Source organism: Paraburkholderia jirisanensis (genome assembly GCF_054782355.1).
In genome coordinates this window covers 58,123-77,604 of sequence record NZ_BAAGSQ010000001.1, presented here as the reverse complement: position 1 = coordinate 77,604, position 19,482 = coordinate 58,123, and the positions used below count along the sequence as shown (strand labels likewise).

Below are 19,482 nucleotides of genomic sequence, written 5' to 3'. Positions count from 1 at the left end.
GCCGGTGACGAACCGCGTGAGTTTTCAATCGTAGGCAATTTATCGGTGAAGTGGGTGAGCTGCGCGACCGAGGTTCGCGAACCGGTACAGCTTGTCGCGGGTGGCTAGCGGGAGCAGGCCGCGCGCCACGGCGCGGCTGAGGTGAGAAGGTTCGGGATTGCCTTGCCTGCTGCGCACCGCTGACCGTATGCGGCCAGCGATGCTTGCGGTGGCCGCAGTCGCGGGCGGCGGTGTTTCAGAGGTCGCTGCGATCGCCGTGGTAGAACACATTGAGCGATGGTTCGGGCAGCACGGGGGGCGGCAACTGCGACTCGGCTGTGGGTGCGCGCGTCGACGCCGCACGCTGCCGGTAGAACTGGACGCTCTCTGGCGCGGCGGTGTAACCGGACTCCGCGAAGGCGCCATTCATGTAGGAGCGCAACGCGGTTCGCATCTGTTGTTCGCTCCCGTAACGAAACACGCCGTTATTCGGGTCGAAGATGGTGTAACCGTTGCCGGCATTGCGTTGCACGAGGATCGCATGTCCGGCCGAGCGGCCCTCCATGACGCCGATCCGGCTGAGTCCGAGGCGCACGACGCCCATATTGCCGTCTGAAGTCAGGTTCTGATGCAGTTGGTCCAGCAGATCCTCGACGCGTTGACCCGGCGGTTGTCCGGTTTGCTCCGTGAAGTAGCGTGGCGGGGACCGCTCGTAGCTGCGAAAGCCGGGGCTGTTGCGGTCGGCCTGAAAGTTGTCGACACGATCGAACAGCTGTCTGGCGCCGCTGCCGCCTTGATTGGCATCCGCGCGCATGTAGGTCACGGCGTCCATCAGGTCCGACGATTCGTTGCGATCGATGCGCCGCATCGCCTCCAGTACAAGACCTTCGCATGAACCGTGGCCGTCGCCACCGTTGCGCGTGCGTCGGTAGTCCATCTGGTCGAATTTCACGTAGTCGTCCGCGGTGGCCTTCAACACGTCGCCGCCTCGATATTCGCGGAATTCCGAGTTCGATTTGAGGCTCCCCAGCACGCCGCCACGCTTCATGCGAATGAGGCTTTGCGTGGTGTCGTCGGCAGCGCTGGCCGCGGTTGTCGTGGTTGTCGTGGTTGTGTCGGTTGCGGTGGGACCGGCCCATGCGTTACCAGATCTGATTTCCATATTCCTAAAGAGTGCCTTCGATGAATTGACTCGCGGCGAGCAATGGCTGGCAATGACCGGTTTCTAGAGTTGACGCCAGCGTTCGGTTCGCGCGAATGAGGCCTCAGTATGCGTTCTGCATAACGACGGGCGGTGCTAGACAGAAACCACTCGGACCCACCAGGCGCGGCGCGGCTCGCGCGTTTGTCGCACCGCGTGGTTCTTTCGGGTCTAGCGCCAGCGCTCCGAGATCGCTGTGGCGAGCGCGAGTTTGCCACGCACCAGTTCCGCCACGCTCGTCGCATCTGCGTCGAGCAGATCGCCGGCATGGCTACGTGTATCGATAAATTTCTGCGCGGCAGCATGCACCGCGCGCATCGAATATCCGTCGATGCCGGCGACGCGTTCGGGCGTGCGCTTGAGTTCGTCGACGAGGTCGCGCGCATCGTCGAAGCGGGGGGCAATGCCGGTGCGCGTCTGGAAATCGGCGGCGGCTTGCGCCGCGTAAGCGCGATCGAGGCCGAGGCGGTCGATATCGAGCACGCTGTCCGTCGCGTCCGGCATGCGCGCCGCGCACAGCGCCCACAGCGCGATGAATGCGCGATAAGCGTTGGTTCCTTCGACGCTGCGTGCGTACTGCTCGCAGACGGCGGCGTAGGCGTCGTCGGAAGTCGGGGCGTCCGGCGGCAGGCGCACCTCGAAAGCCTCGAGCGCGGCCCTGACGAGCGGTTCGTGGCGATTGAGACCCAGCACCCGAAACGGCGCGGCGACGAAGAACGCGTTGCGCCATTCCTGGTGCAGCAGCCAGCCCGACGCGAATTGCGAGGCGGGATTGCGTATGACCGCGACGTGCAGCGCGGCGGGGAAAGCCTGCTTGAGCCACGGCAGCCGCCCGGATGAACGGCAGAACTTGAACACGGGCATCTCGCCCGCGTCGAGCGTGCGCTCGGTCAGCTCTTGCAGATAGGCGTGCAGGGCGGGGAATTCGTTGTCTGGCGCGGTGCCGAAGCGGTCGGTGCTGAAGCGCTTGCGATAGCCCGGCACGCCGCGTGTGCCTTCGCGCATGAACGGGCGGTATTCGTCGTAATACGGTGTTTTTAGAGGCGGATGGCCGGAGTTCCACGTAGGGCGGAGGGTCGGCACGTCGGCGAGTTTCAGGTCGCCGATCACGGTGCTGAGCGGTTCGTAGAACCCGCGCACCTGCGGCAGCGCGCGAAAGCGCGACCACACCCAGGTGCCGGCGCTGCGCCAGCCAGTGTGCAGGAAGATGCCGCGCGCGGGCAGTTCGCCGCGATCGGCGGCAGAGAGCGGAGGATGGCTGGGCTGCGACATCAGTGAGGGTTCCTTGCCGGTCGGTTTTACGCGGCGGCGATTATAGCCGGGTGGGCTGTCGATTCATTGACGAATGCCGGTGCGACTGCGGGTTTTCACGGAAATCATGCAATGCGCATTTTACCGGGGTCTTTTTGATTATGCAGTTTAAATTCGGGATTACCCGGTGACTCGCACCAGATTGAACCGGCGTGACTTGTGATAATGCCGCGCGATATCTGAAACGCGACCGGCAATCCGTTCGACACGCGCGTGCGTTAATTTGCATATCGTGCCAGCTGGCGTTGCTTCGGCGCGCCGATGTTTCATTCTCCGCAAGTATCCACGGGTATCCCGGCTAGCTTCGCGTTAAATGGCGTGGTGCAATCACCCTAAAAGAATTAAGCGGAGAGTTCATAATTTCTGCGATCAAACGTTCGTTTTGGATAATCATTCGGCCGATAAAAAATAAATCGAGGAAAAGCTGAATTTTTAATTCGCCCAGGCCGATATATGTAAAAACACAAACCGGCAACCGAGGGCCGACAATCATGACGTTCAAAAATCTGACCATCCGAACCAGGCTGTTTGCGGGGTTCTTTGCCGTGGCAGCCATCGCCCTGTTTATTTCTGTGTTGTCGCTGTATAGCCTGAGCACGACTACCGACGCGTTCAGCCAGTTCGTGCACGGCGTCAACATGCGTGCGCAACTGGTGGCGCAGGTGCGTGAAGCCGTCGACCGGCGCGCGATCGCTGCGCGCAATCTGGTGCTGGTCACCAAACAGTCCGATCTGGACATCGAAAAGGCAGCCGTCACGCAAGCGCACGCCGACGTCGGCGCGCACCTGAAGGAGCTCAACGACGCGCTCGCGCATGCCACCGACACCAGCGACTCAGCCCGCTCGCTGGTTGCGGAGATGAACCGCGTCGAGCAACTGTACGGGCCGGTCGCACTCGACATCGTCGCGAAGGCGCTGAACAACCAGCACGACGCGGCGATCCAGAAAATGGACGACGAATGCCGGCCGTTGCTCGCGCAACTGATCAAGGCGACCGACGCCTACGCGAACTTCACGAAAACCCGCCAGGAAGAGATCGTCGACCAGTTTGCGCAGCGTTACGTGATGCAGCGCAATCTGATCATCGGCGTGTGCACGATCGCGATTCTGGTGGCGCTGGTCGGCAGTTTCGCGATCGTCGGCTCGATTACGCGGCCGATCGGCAAGGCGGTGCAGATCGCGCGTACGGTCGCCAACGGCGACCTGACCAGCAACATCGTGGTCGACCGTTCGGACGAAACCGGCGAACTGCTGAAGGCGCTGCGCGAGATGAACCAGCGCCTGACCGAAACCGTCGGCCGGGTGCGCTCGAGCAGCACCAGCGTGGCGAGCTCGGCTAACGAAATCGCGGTGGGCAATAGCGATCTGAGCCGGCGCACCGAGGAACAGGCAGCCTCGCTGCAGCAGACCGCCGCGAGCATGGAGCAGCTGACCAGCACGGTCAAACAGAACGTGCATAGCGCGCAACAGGCGAAGTCGCTGGCCTCGAACGCATCGAATGTGTCGCAGCGCGGCAGCGAGACGGTCGGCCGCGTGGTCGCGACGATGGAGGCGATCAGCGCCAGCTCCGGCAAGATCGCGGACATCACCGGCATCATCGAAGGCATTTCGTTTCAGACCAACATCCTCGCGCTGAATGCGGCTGTGGAGGCGGCGCGCGCTGGCGAGCAGGGCCGCGGCTTCGCGGTGGTGGCGAGCGAAGTGCGCAGTCTCGCGCAGCGTTCGGCGAATGCGGCGAAGGAAATCAAGGATCTGATCGCGCATTCGGTCAAGCAGGTGCACGACGGTTCGACGCTCGCCGACGATGCCGGCCGCACGATGTCCGAAGTGACGCAGGCGGTGGCGCGCGTCGCGCAGATCGTCGACGAAATTGCCGCGGCTTCGGAAGAGCAGGGGCAAGGCATCGAGCAGGTCAACCAGGCCATCTCGATGATGGATTCGGTTACGCAGCAGAATGCGACGCTGGTCGAACAGGCGGCGGCTGCGTCGCGCTCGTTGCGGATGCAGGGAGAGGAGCTCGACGAGACGGTGTCGGCGTTCCGGCTCGTGACGGCTTGATGCTTGTGCCCTTGATGCTTACGCCTTGATACGTGCGGCGCGCAACGAGCGGCGGCGCCACCACAGCCATAGGCCGGTCACGGCCATGCCGGCGAGCGTGGTGCCGCTCAGCATCATCAGCGCCTGCAGCGGCACGCCGCCCAGCACGCCGGTGTGCAGCGGATAGACGATCGACACCGCACGCGCGCCCACATCGGCCTGGTTCCAGCGCTGCGCCGCGAGCACCTCGGCGGTGACCGGATCGAGCCACAGCATCGTGCGTCCATTCGGATGAGGGTCGTCGGGTAGATGCAGGCGCACGTGCACCGGCTGGTCCGCTTTGGCGGGCGCCTGCACGAGATAGACCGTGCCCTGCGGGAAGCGGGCGCGCGCGGCGGCAACCAGCGTGTCGAGCGGCAGCCGGTCCGTGCGGCCACGCGAGGCAGCCGGCAGCGCAGGAGCGCGCATCGGCTTGCCGCCGGCCATCGTGCTGACGAAACCGCGCAGCGGCTGCCATGCCATATACGCGCCCGTTGCAACCGACACCGCGATCACGATGCCCAGCGTCGCGCCGGCCACGCGATGCAGATCGAACAGGCTGCGCAAGGTGCCCTTGCGCAGTTCGATGCGCCAGCCCGATTGGCCTTTGCGCGGCCACCATAGAACGAGGCCGCTCGTGAGCAGCAGCAGATAGCACAGCGCGACCAGCGCCAGAATCGCCCGGCCGGTATCGTCGAGCAGCAGCGAACTGTGCAGCTTGAACAGAAAGTTCACGAAGCCTTCGGTCTCGCCGCGCCGGCCGAGTTCGGCGCCGCTATACGGATCGATATAGACGGTGCCTTTCCACGCGCCGCGCACGAGTACCGGCATGCTGTCGTCGGCAGTGTGCGGCGGCTGGAAGGAGAAACTCGCTTTCTTGCCGAATGCCGCACTGAGCTTTGCCTTGACCGCTTCCAGCGGTAGCGCGGCTAGATGCTCATCGTGCATGGCCACCTTGAACAGTTGCGGATGCAACTGTTCGTCGAGCGGCGGCGCGACCACCAGCAGCGCGCCGGTCAGCCCCATCATGCCGAGCAGCCAGCCGAGGCTCAACGCGAACCAGCGGTGCGCGTTGAGCCAGAGGTCACGCGCGCGTCGCAACATGCCGTACTCGCACTCGTATCGGAAAAGTAGCTGTCATCGTATCGATCAGTAGACGAAGTGACCCTGCACGTACACCATGCGCGGCGCGCCGACCATCCGGCCGGCGTTGCCGTCGACGTTGCGCGTGTAGTAGCGCTTATCGGTGAGGTTGTTGATGCCGACCGTGACGTTGCTACCCTTCCAGTGCGGGATTTTCCAGTCGGCCTGCAGATTCCACACGCGGAAGCCCGGCACGCGGCCGGTGCGCGCATCCGGCGTTTCGTTGACGGTGTTCGCGGCGTCGGAGAACTGCGAGCTCTGGTGCGTGGTCGATGCGTCGAAGGTCCATGCGCCGAGCGTGTATTTCAGGCCCATCGTGTCGGTGATGCGCGAGTAGAACGGCACGTCGCGGCCAGCGTTGACGCCGGACTGCTGGATCGCCTTCGTGTACGTGAAGTTCGCGTACGCATCGACGCCGCGCAGCACGCTGTCTTCGCCGAACGCGTAATCGATCGAGGTTTCGATGCCCTGGTGGCGCGTCTCGCCGATGTTCACGAACAGCGGCGGCTGCGTGCCCGCGACCTGCTCGATCTGGTTGTCGAAGTGCAGGTTGAAGGCGGTCACTTCCGCGTGCAGGTTGCGGCTGGTCCAGCGCGCGCCTACTTCGTAGGTTTTTGCCACTTCCGGTTGCAGCGGGTTGGTCGCCGACAGCGAGTTGAGCTGCAGGTTCTGTACCGGCCCGAACGACGTGCTGTAGTCGGAGAACAGCGTGAGCGTCGGTGTCAGCAGATACGCGACACTGATCGCCGGCAGCCCCTTGTTGTTGTTGTTCTGGAAGGCCTGGCTCGATCCGTCGGCTTCGCGCGACGCTTCGATATGCTCGAAGCGGATGCCCGGCGTAATGCGCCAGCGGCCCCACGCGATGCGGTCGTCGATGTACACCGCGTGCGCGTCGGTCGAGTTGTCGAATTTGGCCGAGGGCCCGTTGACGCCGGTCGTGACCGACTGGTTGAAGCTCGCATCGTCGCCGCGTTCGCGGATGTAGCGGTAACCGACCGTCACGTCGTTGGTGGTGGGCCCGAGCGTGAAGCGCTGCGTGAAGCGTGGTTCGATGCCGTACACCGAGTAATTGCGCGGCTGATGCTGCAACTGGGTGCCCGCCGCGTTGATCAGCACGCTATTGCGGTAACTCTCGTTGTAGAAGGTACGGACCTCGAATTCCTGGGTCGACGAAATCGTGTTCAGGTAACCGATGTCGAACGCCTTGCGGTCGCCTTCCCAGAAGTCGGTCGGGCGCGTGTTCTGGAACGGGTCCTGGTTGAATTGCGCGACCGTCAGGCCGCCCGGCGTGCGCGATTTGACGTCGTAGTACGAGAACTTGCCGTAGATCTCGGACGTCGGCGTCAGCTCGTAGCGGTATTTCAGCTGCAGGTCGTTCACGCGCTCGTCGCTGCCTTCGCGCCAGTCGCGGCCCGTCATGCCCGAGTACAGCAGCGCGACGCCGAGACCATTGTCGAGCTGCGTGCCGAGGTACGTGTTGTATTGCGTGTTGCTGCCGCCGCCTTCGGTGTAGATGTTCTCGCGCACCGAGGCGTCCGCGGTCAGCCCGGGCTTGTTCGGAATCGCGCGCGTTTCGAAGTTGATCACGCCGCCGACGTTCTGCGGGCCATAGCGCACCGAACCGCCGCTGCGCACCACGTCGATCGATTCGATGTTGCCGAGGCTGATCGGCGCAAACGACAACTGCGGTTGGCCGTACGGCGCGAACGCGAGCGGAATGCCGTCGAGCAGCACCGTCGAGCGCGGCGTGTAGCGGCCGGTCAGGCCGCGAATGCCGATGTTCAGCGAGACCGCGCTGCCGGCGGTGCCGGAGTTGTCGGTGGACTGCACGCCGGGAATGCGGCGCATCACGTCGCCGATGCTGGTCGCGCCGCTTTGCTCGATCTGCGCCTTGTCGACGATGGTGCGGGCGCCCGCGAAGGTCTTCACGCTGTTCTGCAATCCCGAACCGAGCCAGTCGCCGGAGACCGAAATCGTCTCGAGCGTGGATTTGTCGTCTTTTGCGGTGCTGGAGGTTTCCCTGGCGTCCTTTTGGGGCGCGGCGGCGTCTTCTGCGGACGCGTTGTCGGGTATGCCGAGAAACACGATCGCGGCAGCTGCCGCGTAGTGGGTCAGTTTGCCGATCGGCGCGCGGCGTACTCCAGCTAAAGCCATGATTCGAGGTGTCCTTCGCTCAGCGAATACGGGTCGGGCGCAACGCGCGCGACTGTTACGGAATGTTTCAGGAAAAAGAGTTCGCATTCTAGATGCGAATCATTTTCGTTTGCAACAGTTATTCATTCGTCAGCGAATTGATGGCTGGTGCTCCGAACAAAGTGGCAGCCATATGACGGTATTGGGAGGGAGACAGCGGGTTTTAGGCTGTTACGGACTGAAAGGTGTCCGGCGGACGGAGGGGTGTCCGGAGCGGGTGGTTAGTCTGATGAAAGGTGTGGGCGCGGCCAAAGGGCGCGATCGTCTGGATTTTTCTGGGCCCTTTGTGTTGCCAGTTTTTATGCGGAGAGGCTCGCGCGTTTAAGCAGCGTCACGCATTGACTGCATCGACGATCCGTTTGCACAGCGAGGCGTCCGGATAAGCGCCGAAGCCGGCGCGGACGTTGTCGGCCATGTATTCGGGGCGCCCGGTGCCCGGAATCACGACGGTTACCGCCGGGTGAGCCAGCGCGAACTTCAACAGGATTTGCGCCCAGCTGGCGCAGCCGATTTCCGCCGCCCAGTCGGGCAGCGGCCGCTTGCTGACGCGGGAAATCAGGCCGCCGCCGCCGAACGGCTGGTTGACCACTACGCCGATACCCATGTCGGCGGCAAGCGGCAGGATGCGCTGTTCGGCGTCGCGGTCGTCGGCTGCGTAGTTGATCTGCACGAAGTCGGGCTTCTGGCTGCGCATCACTGCTTCGACTTCGGCAAAGGCGCTCGATGTGTAGTGGGTGATGCCGATGTAGCGGATCCGGCCTTGTGTCTTCCAGTCGCCCAGTGTGGCGATCTGTGTGCGCCAGTCGAGCAGGTTGTGCACCTGCATCAGGTCGATGCGCGGTTGCTGCAGAAGACGCATCGACTGTTCCTTTTGCGCGATGCCCGCGGCGCGGCCCTCGGTCCAGACCTTGGTCGCGACGAAAGCCTTGCTGTGTGCGTCGAGCGTGCTCAGTACCGCGCCGGCCACCGCCTCGGAGGTGCCGTACATCGGCGACGAATCGATCACCGAGCCGCCGGCGTCGAACATCGTTTGCAGTACGCGCGCAAGGCGCGCCTGCGCGTTTGCGTCGTCGCCGACATCGAAGGTGCGGTAGGTGCCGCAGCCGACCACCGGCAGTGGTTCGCCGCTCGACGGAATCGGGCGGCGTGCCATGTGTTGCGGGGTGGGGCTGGGTTGCGCTGGTGCTGGCGTTTGTGATTGCGCTTGAGTCTGCGCGAATGCGAGCGGCTGTAGCGACGCCGCCAGCGGCAAGCCTAGCGCGACGCCGCTGGCGGCGCGCAGGAACTGGCGTCTGCCGGGCTGCGGCGCGTGATGACCGGACGGGTGCGGCATGGCTCGAACGCTCCGTATCGGAAAAGGCGTTTTCGCACGATACGGTATTTGCCGGCGGTGCGTGTGGTGGTGCGTGCGGCGGTGGTGCTTCTTGCGTGGACACGCTGCATCGGCCGCGTGCAGGCCATGTGCCAAGCCGCGCATTGCGCGTGCATCAGACGACGCGTGTCAGTCCACGTATCAGCCGCGCATCAGCCGCACGCCAGTCGACGCATCAACCAACCGCCCATCAAGCCGTGCGCCGCGCGACGAAGTCGATCTCGACCAGCGCGTCGCGTGCGAGCCCCGTCACGCCGATACAGGTGCGCGCGGGCAGCTTGCCGGACGAAAAGTACGCGGCATACACGGCGTTCATCGTTGCGTAATCGCGCTTGAATTCGGTCAGAAACGCGCGTGCGCAGACGACATTCTCGAGGCCGAGGCCGAGGCCCTTCAGCACGATGATCAGGTTGTCCATCACACGCTTGGTTTGGGCGGCGACGCCTTCGGGCAGCGGCGCGGAATCGTCTTCGGGCAGGGTCGGCATCTGGCCGGTGATGAACACCCAGCCGTCGATTTCGGTGGCGTGCGAGAAAGGCGCGACAGGCGTCGGCGCGCCGGGAACCATCAGATACTGGATTGCTGCGGACATAGAACGTAACTCCGAGAAAGCGTGTTGTAGCGGCGAACTGGCATTTTTCGACAGTGCTGCGCACGCGACGAGCGTGCGTCAGACAGCAATCAGCGTGCAATGCGCGCGGCCCGAACCGGTCGTGCAAAGGTACGCAGACGCAGGTGCGCAGACGCCGGGCGCCCGCATCGGGCGCCAGTGCGCAGTGTCTCACTACAAAAAGACGCTTTCCCGCCGCGGCGCGACCGTCACATGTCGACGATCACTTCGAAGCCGCCGTAAATCAGCCGTTTGCCGTCGAACGGCATCGTGATCTGGTCGGGCTGCAGGCGCGGGTCGGCCATGACTGCCGCCATGCCCGTGTCGCGGACGCTGCGCGACGGCCACCGGACCCACGAAAACACGACTGTTTCGTCGTCGTTGCGTTTGACCGCCATCGGGAACGACGTGAGCTTGCCTTCCGGCACGTCGTCGCCCCAGCACTCGACCACTTCCAGCGCGCCGTTCTCCTTGAAGATTGCCGCGGCGATTTCCGCGTGATGGCGGTATGTGTCCCGTTTGGCGGTGGGCACCGCCACGATGAATCCGTCTACATAACTCATCAGAAAGCTCCTTGGGCGTGAGTAGTTCCAGGCCGCGCGGCGCGAGCCGCCGTGTGTGCGCTGTTGCGCAGCCGACGATACGCGCGACGCATGCCGCGCTACTCACACGACGAATGATGCAGTCGCAAATCGACAATCCCACCGGCCGCTTCTTGCCAACCTATGCTTTACCGGAATGGCTGATATCACCGGCACGCGTCTATTTCAGCTGCAGCGAATCCATCAAAGTGACTCCATCGCAAACGCAGTCGTGCACAACCTACGAGGAGCACACAACCATGGACCAACCCGTCGTTCTCATCACCGGCGCGCTCACCGGCATCGGCCGCGCTACTGCCCTGGCTTTCGCCCGTGCGGGCTACCGCGTGGCGGTCAACGGTCGCCGCGACGACGCCGGTCACGCGCTGGCCGCCGAACTGCGTGCGCTGGGCGCCGAGGCAGAGTTCCTGCGCGGCGACGTGCGCGACGAAACGCAGGTGCGCCAGATCGTCGAGCAGACCGTGGCGCGCTTCGGCCGCCTCGACGCCGCGGTCAACAACGCCGGCACCGAGGGCGAAGGCGGTGCGCTGGCCGAGTTGTCGATCGCCAATTATGAAGCGACGTTTTCGGTCAACGTGCTCGGCACGCTGCTGTCGCTGAAGTACGAGATGCGCGCGATGCTCGCGCAGGGCTCGGGCTCGATCATCAATCTGTCGTCGATTGCGGGGCGCATCGGCTTTGCGGGCCAGGCCGTGTATACCGCCAGCAAGCACGCGGTGGAGGGCATTTCGAAGAGCGCCGCGCTGGAAGGCGCCGCGGCCGGTGTACGGGTCAATGCAGTGGCGCCGGGTCCGGTCGCGACCGGCATGCTCGACCGTTTCGTCGGCAACAACGACGACGTGAAAGCCGGCTTTCTCGCCACCGTGCCCGCGCAGCGCGCCGGCGACCCCGACGAAATCGCACAGACCATCCTGTTTCTCGCCAGCGACAAGGCGCGCTATCTGACCGGGCAAATCATCGCGGTCGACGGCGGCTATACGGCGCAGTAACGCGCGCGGCAGATCATCCCGTTTGCATTCAGGTTCACGCTCAAGATTCGCGCTTCAAGTCCGATCATTTCCTCGAGACCGTCATACAACAGCCTCACCGCTGGGGTATGACGGTCTTTCTGCGTATCAAATCGCGCACCGCATTCGCCCACCGCAATTGCACAATGCGCAATGCCCTAATCCACCGTCAGCACGACTTTTTCAGCGATGGTATGTTTGCGCCTTGCTCGCTTTCCGGCAACACGCGCCGCGCCCGGCAAACGCCGCGGGCCACACTCGCGCGCCATCCAGCGGCTCCTGCATCCGGTGCTAATTGTGTCGTAACTCAATTCCGTTAATTTCGACGTCGCGGTTGGACGTAATGCGCGACGCCTCATCTTCGATAAAAACATCGCTGTAACAAGGGCTTTCCCTTCGCTCACGTCGCGAGTCAGACGCAGCACGCCGCTTTGTGATGTGCCGCGCCCGCCACTGGGCAGCTGGACTTTCGCCGATTCAGAAACCTGGAAATAACCCACACCATGATGATGGAAAACCAATCGCCCGCGCGCGCTGCTGCGCCGGCCAATGTCGAGCAGCCTGCCGATGCATCCCCGTTGCGTGCATGGTTGGCGGTCGGCTCGGTGACGATCGGCGCATTCGCGTTCGTGACCACCGAGTTTCTGCCGGTCGGCCTGTTGCCGCAGATCGCGCACGATCTGGGTGTGATGCCCGGCACGGCCGGCCTGATGGTGACCACGCCCGGCGTGATTGCCGCGCTGTCGGCGCCCGGCATGATGCTCGGCGCGGGCCGCATCGACCGGCGCTACATCCTGATCGCGCTGACGGTGATGCTGCTCGCGTCGACGTTGGTGTCTGCGTTCGCATCGAGTTTCGCGGTCATGCTGATCGGCCGCGCGCTGCTTGGCGCCAGCCTCGGCGGATTCTGGACCCTCGCGCTGGCGGCTGCCGGGCGGCTCGTCAAGCCGCACGAATCGGCACGCGCGACGGCGGCGATCCTCGCCGGCGTGACCTGCGCAACGGTGATCGGCGTGCCGCTCGGCACGCTGATTTCGGAACTGGCGTCGTGGCGCATGTCGTTCATCGCAACCGGCGTGCTGGTGGCCGTTGCGCTGGCCGCGCAGGCCTGGCTGGTGCCGTCGCTGCCGTCGAGCGCCGCGCTGCGCTTCTCCGATCTGACCGCGTTGATGCATCGTCCGCATGCGCGCAAGAGCCTGCTGATGGTCGCGCTGGTGTTCGGCGCGCACTTTTCTTCGTACACGTTTGTCGCGCCGTATCTGCTGCACGATGCGAGCTTCGCGACGTCGAGCATTACGTGGGTGTTGCTCGGCTTCGGCATCATCGGGTTCGCGGCGAATTTCGTGGTGTCCGCGACGGTCGAGCGCAGCCTGAAGGGCTCGCTGCTGACGATGGCCACGTTGCTGCTGTTCGCACTGGTGACGTTGCCGCTGCTGAGCCACACCCATCTGCCGATCGCGGTGACGGCGGTGGTGCTGGCGTGGGGCGTAGCGTTCGGCGCGATTCCGCTGTGCATGAGCGTATGGATCCAGCGCGCCACGCCGGACTTGCCCGAAGCGGGTTCGGCGATGTTCATCTGCATCATTCAGGTGGCGATCGCGGCGGGTTCGTCGGTGGGCGGCGCGATCGTCGACCATGTCGGGATTCCGGCCGACTTCCTGTTCGGCAGCGTGCTGGCGGTGCTCGGCATTGCTACGCTTGCAGGTTTGAGCGCCGATGGCCAGAAGGTTGCTGATACGGCTGGCCGTGCAATGCCGGTGGCGATCAAGGAATGTGTCGAAGAGTGTTGAGCGCACGGCGCGCCTGAACGGCGCGCCGACGTCGACTCATACGCCGTTGCCTCGATCCTGCGGCACCGCCGCCGACAACACCGTCACTTCACTGCGCCGCACGAAGCTGTCCACTTCGGCTGAGTCGTGCGCCGCATCGGTGACCAGCGTCCACGCGCGCTCCAGCGGAGTCCAATGCTGCTGGCTCGCGTGGTCGAGTTTGTTCGACGTGACCAGCACGAACACGCTCGCCGCCTGGCGAATCACGCATTCCTTCAGATAAGCCTGCTCGGCGCTCGCCTCGCACAGCCCACGCCCGGCGACTACGCCATCCGCGCCGAGAAACGCCTTGTCGACCGAAATCCGGCTGAGCGCCAGCTGCGCGATCGGCCCGAGCGTACTCATGCTCGATGGCCGCAGATCGCCGCCGATCAGCGTGACCGCGATGTCGCTCGACGCGAGTACGCCGATCGCCAGCAGATTGTTGGTGACCACCCGCAGCTCGCGGCGCCCGGCAAGCAGGCGCGCCATCGCGGCGGTCGTGGTGCCGCCGTCGAGGAAGATCGTGTCGCCGTCGTGTACGTGTTCCGCGGCGGCGCGCGCGATCGCTTCTTTCTGTTCGCGAAAGCTCTGGCGGCGCGTTTCGAGCGATTCCTCCGGCTCGTGCATGCCGACCGGCGCGGCCGCGCCGCCGTACGTCCGCACGATCCGATGCTCGTCGGCGAGCGCGCGCAGGTCGCGCCGCACCGTCGCCTCGGACATGCCGAAGTGCTCGCACAATGCGCCGACGTCGGTCATGCCCGACAACACGGCTTTCAGCATCGCTTCACGGCGGTTGGCTACTTTCATGGAGCTCCGGAAATTAAGGGCGGCGGGGCGGCGGCACGGCTGTTGCGCGCAAAGCGGCATAGTTTAGCCAAAGTCCACGGCGGCCTTTTCGCGCACGGTGCGCGCACAGACTGACCGGTGACAGCTTCATTCTGCACGATTCGATCAAAATTGGGTGCCGAAGCAAGGCCCAACCGAGCCCCGACGAGACCCGCCCGTGCCCGGCAGGCGCTGCAACAAAGCCTTTAACAACAAGGCTCAGCGTAAACCCTCAGTCGCGCAGCCGGTTGCATTGCGCGGCGCGTCGGCTTACACTCCGCGTTGATCGAATCAATCAAAATAATGATCGAATCGGTAAGCATTGGTCAATCTGGAGACAGTGTAATGGCTCAAATTCGTATCAAACGCGGCATCGAGCGCGTGCCCGGCGGGATGATGATCGTCCCGCTGCTGCTAGGCGCGCTGGTCGCGACCTTCGTGCCGGGGATGCCCAAATTCTTCGGTTCGTTCACCAACGCGCTGTTTACCGGCGCGCTGCCGATTCTCGCGGTGTTCTACGTCTGCATGGGCGCAAGCATCGACGTAAAGGCCACGCCGTACATCATCAAGAAGGGCGGCGCGCTGTTCGCGGCAAAAGTGGGCACGGCGATCGTAGTGGGCGTCGTGCTCGGTCACTTTCTCGGCGAGCAGCCGATCTCGTCGGGCCTGTTCGCAGGCTTTTCGACGCTCGCGGTGGTGGCCGCGATGAACGACACCAACGGCGGCCTCTATATGGCGCTGATGGGCCAATATGGCCGCTCGGAAGACGTCGGTGCGTATTCGATCATGTCGCTCGAATCGGGTCCGTTCCTGACCATGGTCACGCTCGGCGTGGCCGGTTTGTCGGCGTTCCCGTGGCAGGCGCTGGTCGGCAGCATTCTGCCGCTCGCGTTCGGCATGCTGCTCGGCAATCTGGATCGCGAAATGCGCGACTTCCTCAGCCGCGCGGTGCCGGTGATGATTCCGTTCTTCGCGCTCGCGCTCGGCGCGGGCCTCGATCTGCACAAGGTCTGGCAAGCGGGGCTGCTCGGCATCGGTCTCGGTATCGCGGTGGTGATCGTGACGGGTATTCCGCTTTACATCATCGATCGCCTGACCGGCGGCACCGGCGTGGCCGGCGTGTCGGCGGCCAATACCGCGGGCAATGCGGCAGCGGTGCCGGCGTTGATCGCGGCGGCGAATCCGGTCTATGAACAAGCCGCGAAAAGCGCGACGCTGCTGGTCGCCTCCTGCGTGGTGGTGACCGCGATCGTGTCGCCGATCCTGACCGCCGCGGTCGCGAAGCGCTTCAGCGCGAACAGCAAGGTCGGCAGCCGGGAGGCCGTGCAGTGAGCCTCGTGATCATCGCCGACGACCTGTCCGGCGCGGCCGATAGCGCGATCGCGTTTGCCAACGCCGGACGCCGCACGCTGGTCGCGCTCGATGCGCATGAGGCGGCGCAAGCCGCTGCAAGCGGCGCCGCGGTAATCGCGCTCGATACCGATTCGCGCCGTCTCGCGCAGCTCGACGCGGGCCGCCGCGCGGCGCAGGCGTGGCAGGCGCTCCGCAGCGACGGCACGCCGCGCAAGCTGTACAAGAAGATCGATTCGACGCTGCGCGGCAACTGGGTGGCCGAAGTGGCGGCACTGCAACCGGCTGCCGGCATGGCACTGGTCGCGCCGGCGTTTCCGGCTACCGGCCGCACGGTGCGCGACGGCCGCGTCTACGTGCGCGGCGTGCCGCTCGGCGAAACCGAGACATGGCAGCTCGAGCATGCGGGCCGCACTGCCGATCTACAACCGATGCTCGAAGAAGCCGGCCTGCGCACCGCGCGGTTGACGGTCGACCAGTTGCGCGGTGTGCCGCATAGGGTCGCGCAAACTCTCGCCCAGACATTGGCTAAACATAGCAGCAACGGCGTGCAGGCCTTGATCGTCGATGCCGAGACGGAAGGCGACCTGAACCTGCTCGCCCGCGCGAGCGTCGCACTCGAGCTTGCGTTTTTCTGGGTCGGCTCCGGTGGCCTCGCGCGCGAACTGGCTGCGCTGCCCGAACTGTTCGATGCTGCCGCGCCGGCTAGCACGGCGCTCGAGCGTCACGACGGCCCGATCCTGACGCTAGTGGGCAGTTTGTCGGCGGTATCGGTGCAGCAATGCGCGCTGCTGCGCGAGCGCACCGGCATGACCGAACTGACGATCCCGCCTGTCGTGTTGCGCGATGGCGCTGACCACCCGGACAGCGCCGCGTGGCAGGCATCGATCGGCGCGCGGCTTGCGGCCGGCGTCGACCTGCTGGTGCGCATCGGCCGCGACGACGCGTTCGATCCGGCCGAAGGCGCGCAGCTTTCCACCGCGCTCGCCGCACTGGTCGAACCGCATCTCGCGCAGCTTGCCGGCCTGATCGCAACCGGCGGCGAAACCGCGCGCGCGATGCTGGCCGCGGCGCGCATCGGTCGTCTCGAACTGCTGTCGGAAGTCGAGCCTGGCGTGGCCGTTGCGCGGCCCGCCGATGCAACCCGACGTTTGACGATTGTCACGAAAGCCGGCGCGTTCGGCAGCGAACATGCGCTATATGGCGCATGGCTGCATCTGCGCGGACAGCATGAGCCGTCCGCGTCCGTCACCGCTGCTGCTGTCGCCGCCGTACAAGAACGAACACTCACTCGAAGCACACAGTCATGAGCCACTACCTCCCTGTAATCGGTATCACGATGGGCGACGCCACCGGCGTGGGCCCCGAGATCGTCGTCAAGAGTCTCGCGCACGACGCCGTCTACCAGCAGTGCCGGCCGCTCGTGATCGGCGACGCGCGCCGGCTCGAGCGCGCCGCGCAGATCGTCGGCAGTGCGGCCAAGGTGCGCCGCATCGAACGCGCCGCCGATGCGCGTTATGAACGCGGCACGATCGATTGCATCGACCTCGGCCTGATCCCCGACGACCTGCCGTTCGGCAAACTGTCGGCGATTGCCGGCGACGCCGCGTATCAATACATCGCGCGTGCCGTCACGCTTGCCGAAGCCAACGAAATCGACGCGATCTGCACCGCGCCGCTCAACAAGGAAGCACTGCATGCGGGCGGCCACAAGTTTCCGGGCCACACCGAAATGCTGGCGCATCTGACCGGCGTCGAAGAAGTGTCGATGATGCTGGTCGCGCCGCAACTGCGCGTGATTCATGTGACGACGCACATCGGCATCATCGATGCGATTCGCAAGATCGAGCCGGGCCTCGTGCAGCGCACGATCGAGCGCGGCCACGCGACGCTCGTGAAAGCCGGTATCGCGAACCCGCGCATCGCCGTGTGCGGCATCAACCCGCACGCCGGTGAAAACGGCCTGTTCGGCTACGGCGAGGAAGCCGAGAAGATCGTGCCGGCGGTGCAGAAGCTGCGCGAACGCGGCTGGAACATCGAAGGCCCGCTGCCGGCCGATACGCTGTTCTTCCGCGCGGGCCGCGGCGATTTCGATCTGGTGGTGGCGATGTATCACGACCAGGGGCATGGCCCGGTGAAGGTGCTCGGCCTCGAAGCCGGCGTGAACGTGACGGTCGGCCTGCAGGTGGTGCGTACCTCGGTCGATCACGGCACCGCATTCGATATCGCCGGCAAGGGCATCGCCGACGAAGGCAGCCTGCTTGAAGCGCTGCGCCAGGGCGCGGAGCTGGCGACGCGGCGCGCTTAAGCGTCGCATCGGTTGATTTGGCTGGCGGCTATCAGCTATTGGTTGCTGGTCACGCAATCGTAAGTGTGGGCCCGCCCGGCGTTTGCCGGACGGGCCCACAGTGTTTGTGGCACAAGCATGGCGCACATGATGCGTTCGCCGTGCACACGGCCGTGAGCGTTTGCCGCTACGTGCGCGCACCATCCAGACAAGCTTTGCGTGTCATGGAATAGCGGGATTCATTCAGGTGTTACTACCCATAGGCCGTCAGCCGACCGCTGCCGGCGTTGGTGTATCCGAATCTGCAACCGCCCGTTGCCGCAGGCCCGCCGCGCTGCTCAGCAACCCTGACTACCGACGATGAATTCTTCCAATTCGCCTGACCTTGCTTTCGCCGCGCCACGCCCGCTGGTGGGCCGCGATCACCGCACACTGATTCTCGCCGCACTCGGCGGCGCGCTCGAGTTTTACGACTTCGTAATCTACGTGTTCTTTGCGACCGCGATCGGTCAATTGTTTTTTCCACAATCGATTCCCGACTGGCTGCGCCTCGTGCAGACTTTCGGCATTTTCGCAGCGGGCTATCTCGCGCGGCCGCTCGGCGGCGTGATCATGGCGCACTTCGGCGACATGATCGGCCGCAAGCGGATGTTCATGCTGAGCGTGCTGCTGATGTCGCTGCCCACGCTGCTGATGGGCCTGCTGCCGACCTACGCCAGCATCGGCGTGGCCGCGCCGGTGCTGCTGCTGTTGTGTCGCGTGCTGCAAGGCGCGGCAGTCGGCGGCGAGGTGCCGGGCGCGTGGGTGTTCGTGTCCGAGCACGTGCCGCAGCGCTACGTCGGCTACGCCTGCGGCGTGCTGACCGGTGGCCTCACCGCCGGGATTCTGCTCGGCTCGCTGATCGCGTCGGCGGTCAATCGCCACTACACGCCGGTCGAGATTACCGCTTACGCATGGCGTCTGCCGTTCGTGATCGGTGGGCTGTTCGGGCTGCTGTCGGCGTTTCTGCGCCGCTGGCTGCAGGAAACGCCGGTGTTTATCGCGATGAAGCAACACAAGTCGCTCGCCGCTGAACTGCCGTTGAAAACCGTGCTGCGCGATCATCGCGGCGCAGTGCTGGCTTCGATGGTGCTCACGTGGACGCTGACCGCGGCCATCGTGGTGGTCGTGCTGATGACGCCGACGCTGATCCAGAAGCGCTTTCACATCGATGCCGCGACCGCGTTGCAGGCCAACTCGATTGCTACGCTGTGCCTGACGATCGGCTGCATCGTCGCGGGCTCGATTGCGGGGCGCATCGGCACCGGGCGCACGATTTTCTTCGGCTGCCTGCTGCTCGGCGCATCGTACTTCTGGATGTTCAGGGAACTGGCGGTCGATCCGTCGGCGCTGCTGCCGCTTTATGCGGTGACCGGCTTTTTCGTCGGCGCGGTCGCGGCGATTCCGGTGGCGATGGTCAACGCGTTTCCGCCGGTCGTGCGCTTCTCCGGCATCTCGTTCTCATACAACGTCGCGTATGCGGTGTTCGGTGGACTGACGCCGGTGTTCGTGTCGCTGATGCTGAAGTCGCATCCGGATGCGCCGGTGCTGTATGTGGGCGCGCTGTGCATCGTCGGCGCGCTGGCCGGGTTTGCGTTGCGCCGCGCGCGACCGGTGGCTGGCTGAGGCAAAGCGCGAGGGTGGGGTGAGCCGCCGCCGTCGCGGCGCCTGCACATC

Annotated in this window: 16 protein-coding genes; 7 read left to right on the top strand and 9 right to left on the bottom strand. The window is 64.8% G+C overall.

Translation table 11 applies throughout. The annotated features are described in order from the left end of the window. Positions 1-235: 235 nt before the first annotated feature. Complete coding sequence (locus ACYVNQ_RS00365; RefSeq protein ID WP_460900155.1) at positions 236-1,027, bottom strand: YopT-type cysteine protease domain-containing protein; 792 nt, start codon at positions 1,025-1,027, stop codon at positions 236-238. Positions 1,028-1,351: 324 nt separating this feature from the next. Continuing rightward, a complete protein-coding gene (locus tag ACYVNQ_RS00360; RefSeq protein ID WP_460900154.1) occupies positions 1,352-2,452 on the bottom strand; it encodes a hypothetical protein in 1,101 nt (366 codons plus the stop codon). Between the two features lie 530 nt (positions 2,453-2,982). Between ACYVNQ_RS00360 and ACYVNQ_RS00355 the strand changes: the two genes are divergently transcribed. Beyond that, positions 2,983-4,548, top strand: coding sequence for a methyl-accepting chemotaxis protein (locus ACYVNQ_RS00355; RefSeq protein ID WP_460900153.1), 1,566 nt, complete (start codon positions 2,983-2,985; stop codon positions 4,546-4,548). 18 nt (positions 4,549-4,566) lie between these two features. Here the strand turns inward: ACYVNQ_RS00355 and ACYVNQ_RS00350 are convergent, their stop codons facing one another. The 5 genes from ACYVNQ_RS00350 to ACYVNQ_RS00330 all read right to left on the bottom strand — a co-directional run bounded on the left by ACYVNQ_RS00350 (position 4,567) and on the right by ACYVNQ_RS00330 (position 10,447). Next, entirely contained in the window at positions 4,567-5,670 is a 1,104-nt protein-coding gene (locus tag ACYVNQ_RS00350; protein WP_460900152.1) for a PepSY-associated TM helix domain-containing protein, read from the bottom strand. A 45-nt stretch (positions 5,671-5,715) separates the two neighbouring features. Next, positions 5,716-7,863 (bottom strand): TonB-dependent receptor family protein, encoded by a 2,148-nt coding sequence (locus tag ACYVNQ_RS00345; RefSeq protein ID WP_460900151.1) that lies wholly within the window; start codon positions 7,861-7,863, stop codon positions 5,716-5,718. A 370-nt stretch (positions 7,864-8,233) separates the two neighbouring features. After that, the gene (locus ACYVNQ_RS00340) at positions 8,234-9,235 is read right to left on the bottom strand and encodes an aldo/keto reductase (RefSeq protein ID WP_460900150.1); all 1,002 of its coding nucleotides are present in this window, start codon (positions 9,233-9,235) and stop codon (positions 8,234-8,236) included. Positions 9,236-9,464: 229 nt separating this feature from the next. Next, a complete protein-coding gene (locus ACYVNQ_RS00335) occupies positions 9,465-9,866 on the bottom strand; it encodes a RidA family protein (protein ID WP_460900149.1) in 402 nt (133 codons plus the stop codon). A gap of 227 nt (positions 9,867-10,093) precedes the next feature. Further along, positions 10,094-10,447: a DUF1428 domain-containing protein gene (locus ACYVNQ_RS00330; RefSeq protein ID WP_460900148.1), complete on the bottom strand. Its 354-nt coding sequence runs from the start codon at positions 10,445-10,447 to the stop codon at positions 10,094-10,096. 278 nt (positions 10,448-10,725) lie between these two features. Here ACYVNQ_RS00330 and ACYVNQ_RS00325 point away from each other — a divergent pair, with 278 nt between their 5' ends. Continuing rightward, the gene (locus ACYVNQ_RS00325; RefSeq protein ID WP_460900147.1) at positions 10,726-11,475 is read left to right on the top strand and encodes an SDR family NAD(P)-dependent oxidoreductase; all 750 of its coding nucleotides are present in this window, start codon (positions 10,726-10,728) and stop codon (positions 11,473-11,475) included. 176 nt (positions 11,476-11,651) lie between these two features. Here ACYVNQ_RS00325 and ACYVNQ_RS00320 read toward each other — a convergent pair whose 3' ends face one another. Beyond that, complete coding sequence (locus ACYVNQ_RS00320) at positions 11,652-11,993, bottom strand: hypothetical protein (RefSeq protein WP_460900146.1); 342 nt, start codon at positions 11,991-11,993, stop codon at positions 11,652-11,654. A gap of 3 nt (positions 11,994-11,996) precedes the next feature. Between ACYVNQ_RS00320 and ACYVNQ_RS00315 the strand changes: the two genes are divergently transcribed. Beyond that, on the top strand, positions 11,997-13,283 hold the full coding sequence (locus ACYVNQ_RS00315; RefSeq protein WP_460900145.1) for an MFS transporter: 1,287 nt from the start codon (positions 11,997-11,999) through the stop codon (positions 13,281-13,283). A 36-nt stretch (positions 13,284-13,319) separates the two neighbouring features. Here ACYVNQ_RS00315 and ACYVNQ_RS00310 read toward each other — a convergent pair whose 3' ends face one another. After that, positions 13,320-14,111, bottom strand: coding sequence for a DeoR/GlpR family DNA-binding transcription regulator (locus ACYVNQ_RS00310; RefSeq protein WP_460900144.1), 792 nt, complete (start codon positions 14,109-14,111; stop codon positions 13,320-13,322). Positions 14,112-14,474: 363 nt separating this feature from the next. Between ACYVNQ_RS00310 and ACYVNQ_RS00305 the strand changes: the two genes are divergently transcribed. The 4 genes from ACYVNQ_RS00305 to ACYVNQ_RS00290 all read left to right on the top strand — a co-directional run bounded on the left by ACYVNQ_RS00305 (position 14,475) and on the right by ACYVNQ_RS00290 (position 19,431). Next, positions 14,475-15,461, top strand: coding sequence for a 2-keto-3-deoxygluconate permease (locus ACYVNQ_RS00305; protein ID WP_460900143.1), 987 nt, complete (start codon positions 14,475-14,477; stop codon positions 15,459-15,461). Continuing rightward, positions 15,458-16,789, top strand: coding sequence for a four-carbon acid sugar kinase family protein (locus ACYVNQ_RS00300; RefSeq protein WP_460900142.1), 1,332 nt, complete (start codon positions 15,458-15,460; stop codon positions 16,787-16,789). Before ACYVNQ_RS00305 ends, ACYVNQ_RS00300 begins: the two co-directional genes overlap by 4 nt. Beyond that, positions 16,786-17,787, top strand: a complete 1,002-nt coding sequence (gene pdxA / locus ACYVNQ_RS00295; protein ID WP_460900141.1) for a 4-hydroxythreonine-4-phosphate dehydrogenase PdxA — start codon at positions 16,786-16,788, stop codon at positions 17,785-17,787. The genes ACYVNQ_RS00300 and pdxA overlap by 4 nt, the downstream gene beginning before the upstream one ends. Before the next feature lie 339 nt (positions 17,788-18,126). Continuing rightward, the gene (locus ACYVNQ_RS00290) at positions 18,127-19,431 is read left to right on the top strand and encodes an MFS transporter (protein ID WP_460900140.1); all 1,305 of its coding nucleotides are present in this window, start codon (positions 18,127-18,129) and stop codon (positions 19,429-19,431) included. The last annotated feature ends 51 nt before the right edge of the window (positions 19,432-19,482 follow it).

Coding starts and splice junctions, on each gene's coding strand:
- pdxA (WP_460900141.1), top strand. CDS start 16,786: ATGAGCCACTACCTCCCTGTAATCGGTATCACGATGGGCGACGCCACC.
- ACYVNQ_RS00365 (WP_460900155.1), bottom strand. CDS start 1,027: ATGAAGCGTGGCGGCGTGCTGGGGAGCCTCAAATCGAACTCGGAATTC.
- ACYVNQ_RS00355 (WP_460900153.1), top strand. CDS start 2,983: ATGACGTTCAAAAATCTGACCATCCGAACCAGGCTGTTTGCGGGGTTC.
- ACYVNQ_RS00350 (WP_460900152.1), bottom strand. CDS start 5,670: ATGTTGCGACGCGCGCGTGACCTCTGGCTCAACGCGCACCGCTGGTTC.
- ACYVNQ_RS00305 (WP_460900143.1), top strand. CDS start 14,475: ATGGCTCAAATTCGTATCAAACGCGGCATCGAGCGCGTGCCCGGCGGG.
- ACYVNQ_RS00315 (WP_460900145.1), top strand. CDS start 11,997: ATGATGATGGAAAACCAATCGCCCGCGCGCGCTGCTGCGCCGGCCAAT.
- ACYVNQ_RS00310 (WP_460900144.1), bottom strand. CDS start 14,111: ATGAAAGTAGCCAACCGCCGTGAAGCGATGCTGAAAGCCGTGTTGTCG.
- ACYVNQ_RS00330 (WP_460900148.1), bottom strand. CDS start 10,447: ATGAGTTATGTAGACGGATTCATCGTGGCGGTGCCCACCGCCAAACGG.
- ACYVNQ_RS00325 (WP_460900147.1), top strand. CDS start 10,726: ATGGACCAACCCGTCGTTCTCATCACCGGCGCGCTCACCGGCATCGGC.
- ACYVNQ_RS00340 (WP_460900150.1), bottom strand. CDS start 9,235: ATGCCGCACCCGTCCGGTCATCACGCGCCGCAGCCCGGCAGACGCCAG.
- ACYVNQ_RS00345 (WP_460900151.1), bottom strand. CDS start 7,863: ATGGCTTTAGCTGGAGTACGCCGCGCGCCGATCGGCAAACTGACCCAC.
- ACYVNQ_RS00290 (WP_460900140.1), top strand. CDS start 18,127: ATGAATTCTTCCAATTCGCCTGACCTTGCTTTCGCCGCGCCACGCCCG.
- ACYVNQ_RS00335 (WP_460900149.1), bottom strand. CDS start 9,866: ATGTCCGCAGCAATCCAGTATCTGATGGTTCCCGGCGCGCCGACGCCT.
- ACYVNQ_RS00360 (WP_460900154.1), bottom strand. CDS start 2,452: ATGTCGCAGCCCAGCCATCCTCCGCTCTCTGCCGCCGATCGCGGCGAA.